Consider the following 15776-nt stretch of genomic DNA (forward strand, 5'->3'; position numbering starts at 1 on the left):
TCATCACCCCCACGATAATTAGCTTGCTGTTGCTTGTTTTATTGTAGCTTATAAACGATATAAAATGTCTCATTTAGCTTTTAAAGACATTTTTTTCTCCACCAATTACTGAATAACTGAGAAATTATTTTTATGATGTCATTAATAATAACACAAAATATGTAAGCGCTTTAATTTACAAGGAGATTACATCTTCAAGATTCAAAAAATTTACTTAAATTATACAATTCATGTTGCTTCCACAGAAGAATTATATTATATTAGTTATGAAAATAATTTTCTTAATAAACGATATATTTATAGAAATAATTTTACAAAGTGTTTACAATCCAAGTGTAAGTGAGGTGTATACATGGCCGCAATCCTTCACACCCTACAACAACAATTGTCTAAGTTGTCTCCGTTAGAACGCAAACTTGCAGAGCACATTTTAGCCTTTCCCAGTGAAATTGTTCATATTGGTATTACGGAGTTGTCAGAGCAATGTGCTCTCAGCCCCGCTACCATAACAAGGTTCTGCAAGGGTTTCCATTTCAAAGGATTTCCTGACTTCAAAGTCCATCTCGCATCTGAAATAGCCGGTGGAACGGACGATTCGTCACACTCATCTGCTTATCAAGATATCGTAGCAGGGAATCCTTTATCTCATATCGTGGAGGCCATGCAAGCTAATCATCTAGCATCCATTAGAGATACAACCTCTCTTTTAGATCTAACCAAACTTACCAAAGTTGTTGATCTGCTATGCGGAGCAAGAAGGATTGATCTGTATGGGATGGCAACATCCTCTATTGTAGCCCAAGATTTCTACCAAAAATTAATTCGGATCGGGGTAAACTGCACTGCTTTTGCTGACTCCCATATGCAAATCACGTCAGCATCCACCCTCGGCCCTAACGATGCCGCTTTTGCCGTATCCTATTCCGGGGAAACTCCTGAAACGATTGATGCTTTAACGTGCGCTTCCCGTCGGGGAGCTTCAACCATTTCACTAACTTCTTTTGGAAGTAATACACTTGCATCACTCGCTGAACTCCCTCTCTTCTCATCTTCTCTTGAACATGGTATGAGACGTGGAGATATGGCATCACGTATTGCGCAACTACACATTATAGATATCCTGTTTACTGGGATGCTTAGTCAACAATTTGGAGACTTTATTCCTAAGCTGGAACAATCTTATAACGACGTTCAATATTACCGTAATCATCGAGGAGGATAATAAATGAATATACTTACATTTAATCAAGAAGAAGATTTCGTACAAACCGGTGCCAATCTGATTGTTAGTCTATTACAAAGCAATCCAAGGGCTGTTCTTGGCCTTGCAACAGGTAGTTCTCCCATAGGTATCTATGCACGATTAGCAGAAATGTATGAGAAAGGCCTCGTTAGTTTTGCCGATGCTTCTTCTTATAATCTTGATGAGTATGTAGGGCTCTCCGAGGATCATCCACAGAGCTATCACAACTTTATGAATTACAATCTGTTCCAACACATCGATTTAGATCCAAGTCGGATTCATATACCTAACGGAAATGCAGAAGATCTGACAGCAGAGTGTCAATCGTACGACAAGCTCCTTGAGGAGAACGGACCAATTGATCTACAGCTTCTAGGAATCGGTCATAATGGGCATATTGGATTTAATGAACCGAGTGACCATCTTAATGGTAGCACCCATGTGGTCGATTTGTTAGAAGAGACACTTGCTGCGAACGCTCGATTCTTCACATCCATGGAGGAAGTGCCTAAACAGGCCGTGACGATGAGTGTAGGAAGCATCCTGAAAGCTCGACAAATTGTGTTACTTGCGCGTGGTGCTGAGAAGGCAGAGGCGATCAAAGCCGCTGTTCATGGTCCGATCACAACACAATGTCCTGCTTCCTTGCTACAATGTCACCCTAACGTCATTCTTCTACTAGATCAAGCTGCTGGGAGACTACTCTAATGACAACTGTTACAGAACAACTTTTATTCGGAAAAGTACTGACACCACAGGGATTGATTGAAGACGGAGTTATCGCCATATCCGAAGGAACGATTTGTTATGCTGGTGAGAAGAAGGACCTGCCTTCCACTTATACAGATTGGAAGAGCCTATCGAACGAAGGCGGACTACTCATTCCTGGATTCGTGGATGTACACGTTCACGGTGGAGCAGGACATGACTTCATGGACAGCGACCGTGAGACCTTAGATGCCATTAGCCGCTTCCATAGTTCTCAAGGAACAACAACGATGCTAGCCACAACGATGACTGCTCCTAAACATGCCATTGAGAATGTGCTTCGTGAAGTCAATGCTTACCGCTCAGAGGACATGCCATATGCTCAAATCGCGGGCGTTCATCTAGAGGGACCATTTATTAGCCCACAATGGCCTGGGGCACAGAACCCTGAACATATCGTCCCCCCTACTGTAAGTTGGCTAGAGGAATGGGAACAACAATATCCTGATCTTATTCATCAAGTTACGCTCGCTCCTGAGCGTGAGGGGGCTCTTGAAGTTATCTCATGGTTACGAGATAACGGCATAACAGCGGCTCTAGGTCATACGGATGCTACTTACGAACAGATCATTGTTGCTGTTCATGCTGGCCTTAATCAAGCTGTCCATGCCTTTAACGCCATGACGCCACTTCATCATCGTAAGCCTGGTACTGCAGGTGCCGTTCTAAGTGATGATCGAATTGCAGCAGAAGTAATTGCTGATGGGATCCACGTGCATCCAGCGGTGATGTCGATCCTAGCACGTATGAAACCTTCTAATAAACTGATCCTCATCACAGATGCGATGTCAGCAGCTGGACTTGGGGATGGTGAGTATATGCTTGGTGATCAACCCGTGAAAGTGTCCGGAGGAGTAGCGACACTTAAGGACAATGATGGAGCACTTGCTGGAAGTACATTAACGATGATTCGTGGCTTCCGCAATCTGATATCGGACGTGGGCTTATCCCTTGAAGAAGCCTCCAGAGCTGCAAGTCTAAATCCTGCGATATCGCTCGGAATGGACCAACAGATCGGAACTCTTGAAGCTGGTAAACAAGCTGATATTCTTCTATTAGACGATGAATTGAACCTTCGCAACGTATATGTTCAAGGTAGACAAATCGTATAATCAACTATTTATCGTATACATGAAAATAACGCAGCTATCCTTATCAATCAGTAGAAGGATGGCTGCGTTTTTGTTTAGCCCAAAATATCGGGAGGAGCTGCAGAGTATTAATTGTCACCAATGAAAACCTTATGAGGTTCCTTAGCACTTCACTTTACAATATGATCGGCACCTTACGGCCACTCTTCGCACTTTCAAGAGCAGCAAACACCATCGCCATGCTGTATATATTGTCGCTACAGTCCGTTTCTGGTATACGATCCTCAGCAATTGAAGCGAACATCTCATTTAGGCAACCTTGATGGAACGTGTGTTTCATTTCGACAGGTTTTCCCTCCACTCGTTCAACATCAAGAATAAATTTTCCGGTCTGACCTTCCGCAACAACCTCCGCGTACGGCTCTCCTTTTCCATCCCAGATTGCTGTACCATATTCACCCGTCACTCTCCATGAAGACTCCCATGATGTAGATGCCCCCTCAGCACACCACGATCCACGATAATTAAATACTGAACCATCGGACATTTCATAGATACAGATCGCCATTGCATGTCCTTGATACCATGAGCCAGGAGGATTAAACTCCTGGCAGTAGACAGATATCGGATTGGAACCTAGAATGAAACGCGCTTGATCAAATGTATGAATGGCCATGTCAAGCAATAGAGGACTTTCCATCACATCCCGGAAGCCACCAAAATGTGCCCCGATAAAAAAGTCCGCCCCCACATAACCAGGCTTGCCAATCGTTCCTTCAGCAATAAGATTGCGATATGCGCGTATACGAGGATCAAACCGTCGGTTCTGCATAACGGCATGCGTCTTGCCAGTCAAATTCGACAGACGAACAATATCTTTGCATTCACTCATCGACTCTGCTAAAGGCTTCTCAGCAAACACATGACACCCATACTCCAATGCAATCTTACTAACAGCATAATGGCTAGATGGTATCGTAACATCAAAAACCATATTAGCCCCTGTAGCCATGATCGCTTTTTGAATTTCTGTAAATGTCGGGCAGGTCAGACCTTTGCGTTCCGCCATCGCTTTCGCGAACTCTTCTTTAATATCAACTAATCCGACAATTTCGATATCAGCTCTATCCATAGCATAGTCTACCCATGTATTAGCCATTCCGCCACAACCTGCTACGACCACTCGATGCTTAATTTCCTCCATCGCCGAACCTCTCTCTCCTTGGGTTTCTTATATAGGATTTGGAACAGGATTGCCTCCACGACAATATTTCAAATAATTCAATGCATGCACCTGTCCCGTCATTTCCAGCTCATCTTTATAGACGGGATCATGCCATCCCTCAATATCAATCGTTCCTTGATAGCCATTCTGTCTCAAGATTGTAATAATATCCGACCAGTTACTATCACCAAAACCAGGAGTCCGATGCCACACGAACGGATCCTTACCATGTACGCCCTGTTCCTTCACAATATCCCACGCAATCGTTGCATCTTTACCATGCACATGAAACACCTTATCAGCCCATTTACGTAGTTGAGGAATTGGATCGATCAAACTCACCATTTGATGACATGGCTCCCACTCCAGTCCAATGTTATCTTCTGGTACCGCATTAAACATAAGTTCCCAAGCTGCAGGGTTATGTGCAATATTCCAATCGCCCGTTGCCCAAGTACCGCCCATATCACAGTTCTCAAAGGCAATCCGAACGCCTTTATCCGCTGCTCTACGCGTCAACTCTCCGAATACTTCCTTAAATTTAGGGATGGATTCATCAATGGACTGTCCTGTCAGACGACCGGTGAAACCGGATACAATGTTTGTGCCAAATAAATGCGCATGGTCAATAAGACGTTCCCAACTAGCAATCGTATCCGCATTATTACCTTCACCTGTTAAAGGATTCCCGAACACACTAATCGCAGATATCACAAAATCATGCTCGTCTCCGAGCTCGCGAACCTTCTTTGCCATGTCTACAAGATCCGTATCTCCTGTAGTCTGCCAGAAGGTCGGGTTGAATGATTCAAATCCATGGAACACGATTTGTGGAATAACCTCAACCGCGGTGCCACCAGCTACTAATGTTCCAATGCGTAATTTATTTTCCATCCTTGTATCTCACTCCAATGTTGGCTTATAGTATTCGTAACATCTCCATTATAGCTAGGAGATTTGCTTATTACTCTAGTCTATCTTGTTCAATACTAGTCTAATCTTGTGGTGGTGATGAAGATTGACCTATCCGAAGGATCTCTGGGAAAACACCCATATTGAGCATAAAGCATATCCGTTTCAACTCTTTCCAAATCATTACCATAACATCAAACCTAATGACTGCATTCTTTATTTACATTGGCATGAACATTTCGAAATTATTATCATGCGGAAGGGTACCGCACTATTTCACATCGATAGCCAACCCTATCATGTCAAAGCCGGCGAGGTTATTATCATTCCAGGTGGTGGGCTACATGTCGGTTATGCGCTAAGCTATGATGACGTGTACTATGATTCTATTGTCTTCAATTCTTCACTGTTCATTGACTGGGTGAATGATCCACTACACGTGCAATTTGTTGCCCCATATCTCGAAGGACGTATGCGATTCCCAGTTAAACCGACTAACCATGACGAGACATGTATTCGCCACTATTTATTACTGGATGAGGTAATAGAGGAACTTGAAGCTAAACGTCCTGCCTATCAGCTTGTCGTTAAGTCAAAGCTACATACCTTATTTACGCTGCTATCTCGTACTTTTATGCCACATCATCTTGCTGATAAACCTGTGGGGTCTTACTTACCGAACCGCGAACGGTTTAAGCAACTTATTCAACGTATTGAGTCTGACTTTATCAATAAAATAACGATTGAACAGGCTGCCAAGCAGGTTAGTCTTAATCCTTACTATTTCTGCAAGTTGTTCAAACGGCTAACAGGACGTACCTTCATTGAATATGTTAACGTCTGTAGAATGATTGAAGCCGAACGCCTACTCCGTGAGAGCAATGATACGATAACAGAAATTGCTGCCAAGGTTGGATGCGAGAATCCAAATTATTTCACCAAACTATTTAAGCAATACAAGGGGATGACCCCCTCCCAAACGAGAAAGAATTAAAAATCAAGAATTAAAGACGTTCCTCTGGATTTCCCCACAGATCTGACTTCATATCTTATTTACGCCACTACGTCGTGATGCGATAAACAGATTTCGTATAAAATAAGGAGTTCTGCGCAACTATACATAGATAGGTATAGGTGTGTTTAAAAGGAGCTTTTATTTATGACAACGATCAAACAGGCCTTTAAGGTGAATAAGATTCCTCTGCCATGGAACAAGGCCATTCGTGCTGGGATATGTTCTGGCATACCACCCCTCATCGGATTAATATTAGGAAATTTACATTATGGCTTATTAGCAGGCTTAGGTGGACTCACCTACCTATATGTATTTAATATTCCGTATGCTCAAAGAGCCAAAAAGATCTTCTTCGCACTCCTTGGAATGACAATCTCTGTGGCATTAGGGAGTATTCTGGCCCCCTTCTGGCTCGCCTCGGCTATAACTGTCGGTATTATTGGAGCTGTCGGTACATTTATCTTTGGATCTTTAAGAATTGCAGGACCCGCTGCTATATTCTTTGTTCTGACTTTTACCATGTCATCAGGGATGGATATTGATCCTTCACTTGCTCCCTTACGTGCTGGTCTAGTCTTCTTAGGTGGGGCTTTATCGTGGATCATCGGAATGATAGGCTGGCCATTTAACCCTTACGGACCCGAGACTTCTTCTGTACAAAAGAGTTACAACAACCTTGCAGATTACGTAGAGTCCATAGGGACAGACTTATCTAACGAAGCCAGACAGCGACTCGTATTATCGTTGAAGTCAGCCAAAGATACTCTTGTGGCAGGGTATATATCTTGGCGAACACCTGACCCGTATATACGCCTTTTTTTATTAAATGATCAAGCAAATCAACTGTTTATGTACGTTCTTGAGTATGGTGAGGAGAAGAATGTTAAGCTTCCTTCCGAGATTGGTGCTTCCATTCGCCTTATTGCTAATTCAATTGGAACAAGAAGTGGACCCCTTGATGTAGAGCTTCTCCAACCCAAAGAAATGAGTGAAGATATATATCGTTTGTTTCTAAAAATAGGGGATGCCATGGATCTCATACACAAACCTTTGAACGCAACACAGCGTGATTTGAACATTGCTAGGCCCTCCCTTAAATCCGTATTCGGGGGTTCCTTTGATAAAAATTCGATCGTATTCCTTACGGCGTTAAGATACGGAATTGTCCTTATTATTGCTGCGATTATTGCCTATTCCTTTGACTTTAACCGCTCTTATTGGATTACCCTATCCTGTGCGGCTGTCATGTCGGGACCAACCATCCTTTCTACGTTCCATCGCGCTATTCAGCGCTCCATCGGAACGATCATTGGCATTCTGATCGCAACGTTAATTCTCTCTATTCACCCCGAGGGGATCATCATTGTCATCGCTATTGTGATCTTAACCGCCCTAACAGAGCTTGCCATTGTGCTTAATTATGCGATTGCAACACTGTTCATAACGCCGAACGCCTTACTTCTTGCTGAAAGTACAACACAATTACATAATGCTACCTATTTCACTACGGCTAGAGTAACAGACGTCCTAATCGGTTCTCTTATTGGCCTTATAGGAACATTATTGTTCAGCAAAAGACAGGCCTCGAGTCTACTTCCTCATTTAATGGCCAAGACCATTCGAAGTGAGCAACAATTTCTTATGATGTTGTTCTCAGAACATCGTAGCAACGATGAATTAGAAGAATCTATAGAACAACGTAAAATGCGTATTAACCTGACCAATCTAACCATTGTTTACACGACAGCTCTAGGAGAAATGCCTAGTAATAAAATATCCTTACAAAAACTCAGTCCCGCTATTTTTTATATTGAACAGTTAGGTTATCTACTGGAATCCACTCAAAAATACGCCTATCGACCTGTATTATCCGACGAGAGTCTTTCTCAACTGCTTTTTGTTTTTGAAACCATGGCCATTGCCATGGAACAAGAACGTCCATTAACTAAGAAGAAACTTATCCCTGAAATCCAAGGATTCTCCCAAATCCAAAAAGACATCCATGATCTACAGGATGCCCTTCAGCTTGCACCTATTCAAGAAACCCAGATGCAATAATGCATATGACCTTTGGTCTTCATAGACAAACGCTAGCTGTTTACACTATGATGAGGGAAAACAAGGGGGATTTAACATGAAGATTATTGTTTTTGGAGCTTCAGGAGGCGTAGGACAAGAGGTCGTCCGACAAGCGCTGGATGCCAACCATGAAGTAACGGCATTCGTCCGTGACCAAGCTAAGTTATCCGTGCAACACCCTCATCTGACAATGGTACAAGGGGACGGATTGGATGAAAAGGCCGTCAGCCTTGCGATCCAGGGACATGATGCTGTCGTATGTTGTGTAGGAAATAAAGGCATGGGTGCCACAACGTTAATGTCCGATATCGTGCGCAATATCATCGCTGGCATGACCCAACATGGCGTAAATCGAATTGCATATGTTGCCTCTGCTGGTATCCATAAGGAATTGAAGGGCCTCATTGGTTCCTTTGTTGGTTTCCTTCTTCGAAATCCGCTTGCGGATCACCGTAGATCTTATGAACTTCTTCAGAAAACTCACCTTCAATGGACCCTTGCTCGCCCAATGCAATTAACAAACGGGGAACAGACGAGCGTCTATCGTGAGACAGAGACAGGTGTCGCACATGGTGGGCAGAAAATTTCTAGAGCGGATGTCGCTCATTTCCTTCTAAAAGCTCTCGCAGATGATACCTATGTGAACAAGTCAATAGGATTAGTCTACTAAGCCATATCTAAATTCAACACTTTCCTCTACATGGTAAGAGGTATGATCTACTTTGCTACAACTCATACCTCGGTATCTTTTACATGAACAATTTCACACAACTTCATCACATCCTCCCATGTCATCGCCATACGTAGGATATCTTCCTCATCCAGTTCTGTTCCTATCTGAATTTCAATGAATTCAAGAGGTGTTATCGCTTTGATTGCATGCTTCATCCCACAAGGAATTTGCAATACATCCCCTGCGACAATAGGATTTAGCTTGCCATCCAGGATATACTCTCCTGATCCAGAAATAATAGTCCATATTTCAGTTCTCTTCTGATGCATATGATAGCTTATATTTTTTCCAGGTAATAGATTCACTTTAATAGTCACAGCTTCCATGCCCTCATCAACTAACTTGGTATGATCAAGAACCAGGTAAGTCCCCCATCTTTTCTCATCGTATCTAGGCTTTTGTTTGACCTCATGAAGCTGTTTTTTTATTAGATTAGCATTCCGTTTACTTGCAACCAGAATCCCATCGGGACTTGCAGCTACAATGATATTGGAAACATCAATGACTTGAATGGGATACGCTAGTTCATTTACTAAATGTGTATTGATAGAATCACTAGAGATTTGTCCTGTGCCTATGACACTACTCTCGATATGGCTCGTCAATGCATCCCAACTACCAAGATCCTTCCATGTGCCATCATAAGGAATAACCACGGAATGATTTATTTGCTCCACAACCTCCTGGTCAAAACTAAGCTCAGGGAGATACTCATACTGTAGGAGATATTCATCATAATCTATCGGTAGACCCTTGTTCTTCATATAGGTAAGCATGAACTTTTGAGAAAATGCAAAAACACCACAGTTCCACAATGCCCCACTGTTGATTAGGCGGACGGCATCCTGTTCTTCAGGCTTCTCAACGAAATGAGTAACAGGCAAATACGTGCTCTCCTGGATACGACCGATATTAGGTACAATATAGCCAAATTGACTGGAGGGATATTTAGGTACCGTTCCAAGAAGCGCTAGATCAGCCTGGGATTTCGTAAGAACATCAGGGAATGTGTGAAGGAGTTGGAAGAATGCTGTCTCTGCAAATGAATCTACGGGAAGAACACATATCGTTTCGTCCGGATCTATCTGCATCTTGGAATGAAAATAGCTTGTAGCTAGCGCAATAGCTGTGAACGTCCCCTTTTTATAAGGCTCGCCTAGAATGGGAACCACATCACCCACATAAGTCTGTGTAATCTCAACTTGGCTGCGATGTGTAACAATAGAGGTCGATTGAAGTAAGTCTACGGAATCCAATTGCCTACATATTCTTTCAATCATCGATTCCTTACCGCCTTCATCCGATCTCAACAATCTAAGAAATACCTTAGATCTAATCTCATTGGAGAGCGGCCATAGTCTCTTTCCCGAACCTCCAGATAATAGAACGATTCTCACGATATCTCTCCCCCTTTCGAAAAGATGACTAGATTTTCCACTCCTACCTTCGGCGTTGTGTCCGCGCGACTGTATCGATGACTTGCTTCAAAGAGAATCCCGCTCGATCCCAAGACAACCTAAGCACATCGTGTCTACCTCGGCGTCCCTTGGTTTGACATAACTGAGGATTCTGATAGGCTAATCTCATTTTGTGCCGTAAGCTACGAACATCCACTTCTGCCCATAGTTGTCCCCTTTGTGCGAACAATGCCCCGAATTTACGAGAGATCGCATGTCTACTCTTCATTCTTATCGCAGGATTTCTTAATTTATAAGGCACTAAGAATGAGTTGTTTCTATTCAAGAAATCCATATGCCCACCCCACCCCGTAGTAATCACAGGGGTTCCGCTTGCCAATGATTCAAGAAAAGGTAACCCCACGCCTTCACCACGGGTAGGTAGCACGAAGGCTTGACCACGCGTATAGATTCCCTTCAGTTGTTGTGAATTGAGATGTCGGGCTGTAAGTATAATTGGAGCTGTTTGATTGCGAATGCCAAGTCTTTGTTTATAATTCCGAATTCGGTTCTTAATCCATTGTTCATTCTCATGTGCAGCATATCCGTTCGTCTTGATCATCAGAACAACATGATCTGCAGCAGAGAACTCCTCCCAGTAAGCTCTTAATAAAGCTTCCGGATTCTTACGATGTTGAAATCCAAACACAGAGATAAATGCAAATCGTCTATTATAATTTTGTAACGATATTTTCCTATTACTAGGTGTATATTTGCGAGTGTTCACCCCATGAGGAACGATGTATATCGGAACACGAACACCGCTATTTAGCATAGCTTTTTTATTATGAATCGAGGGCACACAAACAGCATCAAACCTATTCATATAAGGTATCCATCGTTTAGGTATTCGGCTTGTCTCCCAGACAGTATTCAGAATAATATGGTCGTAATATGCTCTTTCTCTCCTAAAATTAATCGTATGTGGCGAATGATGATAGATTAGAATTTTCTTACCCCTACCACTACCGTTTGTGCGTGATGTATTTGATGTATTTCCAACCTTGACGTTCACACCTTGTCGTCTCAATGCCTGAACATAAGCCCTACTGGCTATGCCAAGACCAGAGGCTTTGTGTACAGGTCCCTTCCATACTACTTGGTAATTGCTCATTTCCTCTTCACCGTCGATTTTCTTGAATAGTCTTTGCGTTTGTGAAAAGAAATAGATCTGTATTGTTTAGACAGGCGATTCACCCGTGCCTCTGATGCTTGAGTAACACTCATATTTAGACCTTTATTCAAGGATTTCTTAAGAATTAGTCCCTCTGGATGCGTTGAATACACATAATTCGCGTATGTCTCAAATTCGGAAAAGGCGAACTGTTTCGTCTTATCCATACTCCGTATAATGGCGGAATACCATCTTCTATGATGCTTCGCTTCAATAACCCTTTTCATCTCTGCGAGTCTTGATTTCTCAAATAACATATAATGTGTGACAAACGATGTGGATGTGGAGCGTTTCCTTCCAAGAAGTTTACGATACGTTGTGAAGTATTCATTTCTACTCCAATTCCTCGTGTAAAATACCGTCTTGTTCCCCGTTCTAAAGACATGCGGACGAATCATCACCGTATCAGCGTCAATCGCCAGAAAGAAGTTCGAAGAGCCAAGGGTATCCCCATTCAGTTTCAATAGTTGTTGAAATAGCCATCCTGAACGTTCCCATGTTCTCGAACGATAGTTAATATCTTTTTTAGTTATTGGAAGCACTGTATTCTCATTAATGAACTTACATCCTTTTCTAACACATAAATCCATGATTCTTTTCTTTCTCGGCGCAACAATCATGATCTGACCGATGGGGTGCTTCACATATTTCCTTACGGAATCAATCACAAAAGGGAGCGTCCCTAAATCCTTTTCAATCGCAGGGATCAAGATATCTATCTTTGTCTTACTGCTTAATGGACTCTTCTGAGGGATTGGCATTATTTCAACTCCATCTATCAAGGTTTTGCTATATGATATGCATACCAGAACAGATGGATTGGGCATTCAGAAGTGGTATAAAGTCTAAAAATCCCCCGTAATTCCGCCTTTGCAAGGCTAATTCTTGATTTGCTATCCGTTATAACTTAGCTGGAACATACGAGATTGTTTCTATGAATCTATAACGTTCTTGGAGCCATTCTCGATGGGACGAATCATGATCTAATGTAACGAAAGAAGCCATAAGCACGAATAGCACTTATAGCTTCTTTGTTATCAAATTCTTTATTTAAACTTATCTGGAAACTGCTTAACTATTCCGTCAGTAAGGATATCTGCGAATTCGATCATATGATCCAAACCTTTATCAAAAGCGATGGTCTCAGCATCCCAATCCTTTTTAAGTCTTGCTGTGACATCGTCTGTTATCAGTTGTAAATGCACATAATACATGTCCCTTAGTACCTTTTCCGACCAATGAGGATTAATACTGCTGAGGAATTTAGTGAGGTCATCCGTATTTCTGTACCATTCTTTATTGAGTTTATCGAAATTAGCCTGATCTCCACTTTTCGCTGCACCTACTACTTTTCCCGCGATTAAGATGTGCTCCCGTAATAGTTCTGTTAGCTTATTACCCGCTTCTTCCCCATAATACGGTTTGAACGCATTCCCAATATCCTGTTGATTCTGTAGTAATCTCTCCAATACCTTCTGTTGATCCTCTAGCCCAGAAATGGCACTAACGATATAGTTCCTAGTCCATACCACGTGGTCGATCCATAACTTTCTTAAATCCTCTTTCAGTTTCACTTTTGATGGGCTTAGACATTCCTTATGTGCTGTAGTAAGGGCTTGTTCATTATTCTTATCATTGTGCATGGCCTCGGCCTTTAATGGAGTCACCGTTGCTAATAGAATCACGATTAGCATCGCTAACTTCAAACTCCGGATCTTCATAAAGTAATTTCTCCTTTTTAAGCATAAATTGGGATGGAATAGCATCCCATTTATTGTGTACACTTTGATCTATCTCATGCATGGAACTTCAATCTAATGCAGATCCATCGTGACCGCAAAAGTAGCTAATATTTGCTTTTGATATTTAAAGGATTAGAATAATATGAAAGTCTCCATTTAAATATAGGTTTCAAAAATACTATAAAAGGAGTAATGTCGCATGATCATTGTAACGAACAGAATGAAAGTCAAAAAGGGAATGGGTGCTGCCATGGCACCAAGATTTACAGCGTCAGGTTCATTGGACTCTTCTAAAGGTATGATCAAAGTAGAAGTATTACTGACTCAAAACTTATCCGATTATGACGAGTTAAGTGTAAATACGTACTGGGAAACACAAGAGGATTTCACGACTTGGAGAAATAGCGATGCGTTCAGAGCTTCCCACAAACGCCCAGAACCAAGTCCAGATGCACCAAAACAAGAATCACCTATCATTAGTAATGAGATTATTACGTATGAAGTGGCGGCCGTGAAGGAAATCTCTAAATAATAACTATACTCCTGGGGAGATGGTACCTTTATAGTGCGAAGCGTCACCTGATTCATTCACGGTCAAGATTGTCTGCCGGCCTGATCTGGCGATTGCTGTCTCTACTCCGTCTGCCTGTTTCCCCTCAGAATTGAGGGAATATAGTGTGAAACCAGTATAGTACATTACCTTTATAGGGTGTCGTCTCTTTTATACAGAGGAGTATTAACCAACCGCTGTTTTGTTGTTTCGAACAATGAAACGGCGGCCTTTTTGTCTTTTGTGATTGAGGTGATTTGAGGCGAACAATATCATAGGTGTGATTTCATCGGCTAACTTCTAGAATTAATAGATGAAGACACGTAAACGAAGAGAGATTACCCAAGAACAGAATATACTGATATGAATTGCTCAAAATGCTTCACTCCCTCCCCTATTACCTTACATCAGACTTAATAGCATGAAATTATCCTTCTAATTTCTTCATATGGCCCCTTAATGTTGTACTAGCTGGAAATTATCCAGTTAGTTCCGGATAAATAGCTCTTATTCGGTTATCTAGCCAATATTAACAGGAGTTTCTCCAGTTAGGATGAGTATTAACCGACATATGCAGCACATTAGCTGTAAATTCTCCATCTAATTCATTCATTTATCCTTAATTCTGTAATATAATCTACCGCTCATACGAGTTAAGATGATGAGTATAGACTTAGCGTTTCAACACTCCGGTAACTTCTAACATCTTAGAAGTAATTAGATGTAGGGGAACCGTATGATCGACACAGCCCATTTCAATTGCGGCTCTAGGCATGCCATATACAATGCACGTCTCATTTGATTCAGCAATCGTTGAATGTGCTCCTGATTGCTTGGCGGACATCATCCCTCTTACACCATCGCTCCCCATACCGGTCATAAGAATAAAATGCCGCTTCAGGCTCTTACATAATGAAATAGAATCAAATAACACATCAATGGATGGTCGGTGTCCCTGAACCTCCAACTCCTGATGAAGACTGATTCTAAATTCCCCATTCGTCTGGACAGCGGTCATATGGTAATCTCCAGGTGCAATATATACGGTACCACCCAATATAGGTTGGTTATGCTTTGCCTCAACCACCTGCACACGGGATAAGCAATTCAATCGTTCTGCCAATGGCTTTGTGAACTCAGGTGGTATGTGCTGTACTACTAGTATGGGGTAGGGGAAATCGGCGGGCAATGCTGTAATAACCGTATCCAGTGCCTTCGGCCCCCCCGTTGAAGTCCCCATTGCAATGATCTGATCGAATTGTTTTGACAGTCGAGCTTGAGGAATCTTGTTCTGTCCTTCCTCTACTTTTGAAATGAAAATATTATTAAGAATAAGGCTGATCAGAGAGATTTGTGCAGCTTGTTTGATTTTAAATACCAACTCTTCCTTCACCTTGAATAAATCAAATGAATTGGAACCTGATGGTATGGTTATGAAATCCACTGCTCCTGTTTGTAATGCGGTAATCGTTGCTAATGCTCCTGCTGGCGTCATCGAGCTTAGCACAAGTATGGGCGTTGGACGTTGTTCCATTATTTTGGTCAGAGCATCCATACCGTTTATTTCCGGCATTTCAATATCTAACGTTACAACATCCGGCTTCAGCTGTTTCACCATGGTAACAGCCTCCAATCCACTTCGAGCTATTCCAATAACTTCGAGTTCAGCATCTTCTACAATGAGTAGAGAGATCAAATTCCGCATAAATACAGAATTATCTATTACCAGCACCCTTATTTTTTGCACAATATCTACATCTCTTCCTCTGTCCCACATTAATAATCCC

The 15776-nt window shown here is 42.0% G+C and carries 14 protein-coding genes; 7 read left to right on the forward strand and 7 right to left on the reverse strand.

The features are described 5' to 3' along the window. Nucleotides 1-352: 352 nt before the first annotated feature. The 3 genes from AC1D69_RS12300 to nagA are packed head-to-tail and all read left to right on the forward strand — an operon-like array spanning nucleotide 353 to nucleotide 3123. Nucleotides 353-1222 (forward strand): MurR/RpiR family transcriptional regulator, encoded by an 870-nt coding sequence (locus AC1D69_RS12300; protein WP_495456452.1) that lies wholly within the window; start codon nucleotides 353-355, stop codon nucleotides 1220-1222. Nucleotides 1223-1225: 3 nt separating this feature from the next. Then, a complete protein-coding gene (gene nagB, locus AC1D69_RS12305) occupies nucleotides 1226-1951 on the forward strand; it encodes a glucosamine-6-phosphate deaminase (RefSeq protein WP_495456453.1) in 726 nt (241 codons plus the stop codon). Further along, nucleotides 1951-3123, forward strand: coding sequence for an N-acetylglucosamine-6-phosphate deacetylase (nagA, locus tag AC1D69_RS12310; protein ID WP_495456454.1), 1173 nt, complete (start codon nucleotides 1951-1953; stop codon nucleotides 3121-3123). Before nagB ends, nagA begins: the two co-directional genes overlap by 1 nt. Nucleotides 3124-3277: 154 nt before the next feature. On the opposite strand, the gene AC1D69_RS12315 is transcribed toward nagA, so the two are convergent. Together AC1D69_RS12315 and AC1D69_RS12320 are read right to left on the reverse strand one after the other, a co-directional pair. Next, on the reverse strand, nucleotides 3278-4306 hold the full coding sequence (locus AC1D69_RS12315; RefSeq protein ID WP_495456455.1) for a Gfo/Idh/MocA family protein: 1029 nt from the start codon (nucleotides 4304-4306) through the stop codon (nucleotides 3278-3280). A 27-nt stretch (nucleotides 4307-4333) separates the two neighbouring features. Then, nucleotides 4334-5221 (reverse strand): sugar phosphate isomerase/epimerase family protein, encoded by an 888-nt coding sequence (locus AC1D69_RS12320; protein WP_495456456.1) that lies wholly within the window; start codon nucleotides 5219-5221, stop codon nucleotides 4334-4336. 124 nt (nucleotides 5222-5345) lie between these two features. Here AC1D69_RS12320 and AC1D69_RS12325 point away from each other — a divergent pair, with 124 nt between their 5' ends. The 3 genes from AC1D69_RS12325 to AC1D69_RS12335 all read left to right on the forward strand — a co-directional run bounded on the left by AC1D69_RS12325 (nucleotide 5346) and on the right by AC1D69_RS12335 (nucleotide 9003). After that, nucleotides 5346-6233 carry a helix-turn-helix transcriptional regulator gene (locus tag AC1D69_RS12325; RefSeq protein WP_495456457.1) on the forward strand — a complete coding sequence of 296 codons (888 nt, stop codon included), beginning with the start codon at nucleotides 5346-5348 and terminating at the stop codon, nucleotides 6231-6233. A 165-nt stretch (nucleotides 6234-6398) separates the two neighbouring features. Further along, a complete protein-coding gene (locus tag AC1D69_RS12330; RefSeq protein WP_495456458.1) occupies nucleotides 6399-8312 on the forward strand; it encodes an FUSC family protein in 1914 nt (637 codons plus the stop codon). 76 nt (nucleotides 8313-8388) lie between these two features. Continuing rightward, on the forward strand, nucleotides 8389-9003 hold the full coding sequence (locus tag AC1D69_RS12335; protein WP_495456459.1) for an NAD(P)-dependent oxidoreductase: 615 nt from the start codon (nucleotides 8389-8391) through the stop codon (nucleotides 9001-9003). Between the two features lie 62 nt (nucleotides 9004-9065). Here the strand turns inward: AC1D69_RS12335 and AC1D69_RS12340 are convergent, their stop codons facing one another. The 4 genes from AC1D69_RS12340 to AC1D69_RS12355 all read right to left on the reverse strand — a co-directional run bounded on the left by AC1D69_RS12340 (nucleotide 9066) and on the right by AC1D69_RS12355 (nucleotide 13418). Next, nucleotides 9066-10463: a sugar phosphate nucleotidyltransferase gene (locus AC1D69_RS12340; RefSeq protein WP_495456460.1), complete on the reverse strand. Its 1398-nt coding sequence runs from the start codon at nucleotides 10461-10463 to the stop codon at nucleotides 9066-9068. A gap of 43 nt (nucleotides 10464-10506) precedes the next feature. After that, nucleotides 10507-11637, reverse strand: a complete 1131-nt coding sequence (locus AC1D69_RS12345) for a glycosyltransferase (protein WP_495456461.1) — start codon at nucleotides 11635-11637, stop codon at nucleotides 10507-10509. Next, nucleotides 11634-12458 (reverse strand): DUF6492 family protein, encoded by an 825-nt coding sequence (locus tag AC1D69_RS12350; protein WP_495456462.1) that lies wholly within the window; start codon nucleotides 12456-12458, stop codon nucleotides 11634-11636. Before AC1D69_RS12350 ends, AC1D69_RS12345 begins: the two co-directional genes overlap by 4 nt. Nucleotides 12459-12743: 285 nt before the next feature. Further along, entirely contained in the window at nucleotides 12744-13418 is a 675-nt protein-coding gene (locus AC1D69_RS12355; protein ID WP_495456463.1) for a glycosyltransferase, read from the reverse strand. A 220-nt stretch (nucleotides 13419-13638) separates the two neighbouring features. Between AC1D69_RS12355 and AC1D69_RS12360 the strand changes: the two genes are divergently transcribed. After that, a complete protein-coding gene (locus AC1D69_RS12360; RefSeq protein WP_495456464.1) occupies nucleotides 13639-13971 on the forward strand; it encodes a heme oxygenase in 333 nt (110 codons plus the stop codon). A 691-nt stretch (nucleotides 13972-14662) separates the two neighbouring features. On the opposite strand, the gene AC1D69_RS12365 is transcribed toward AC1D69_RS12360, so the two are convergent. Then, on the reverse strand, nucleotides 14663-15766 hold the full coding sequence (locus AC1D69_RS12365; protein ID WP_495456465.1) for a protein-glutamate methylesterase/protein-glutamine glutaminase: 1104 nt from the start codon (nucleotides 15764-15766) through the stop codon (nucleotides 14663-14665). Nucleotides 15767-15776 lie beyond the last annotated feature (10 nt).

The organism is Paenibacillus sp. Y301 (assembly GCF_059445505.1).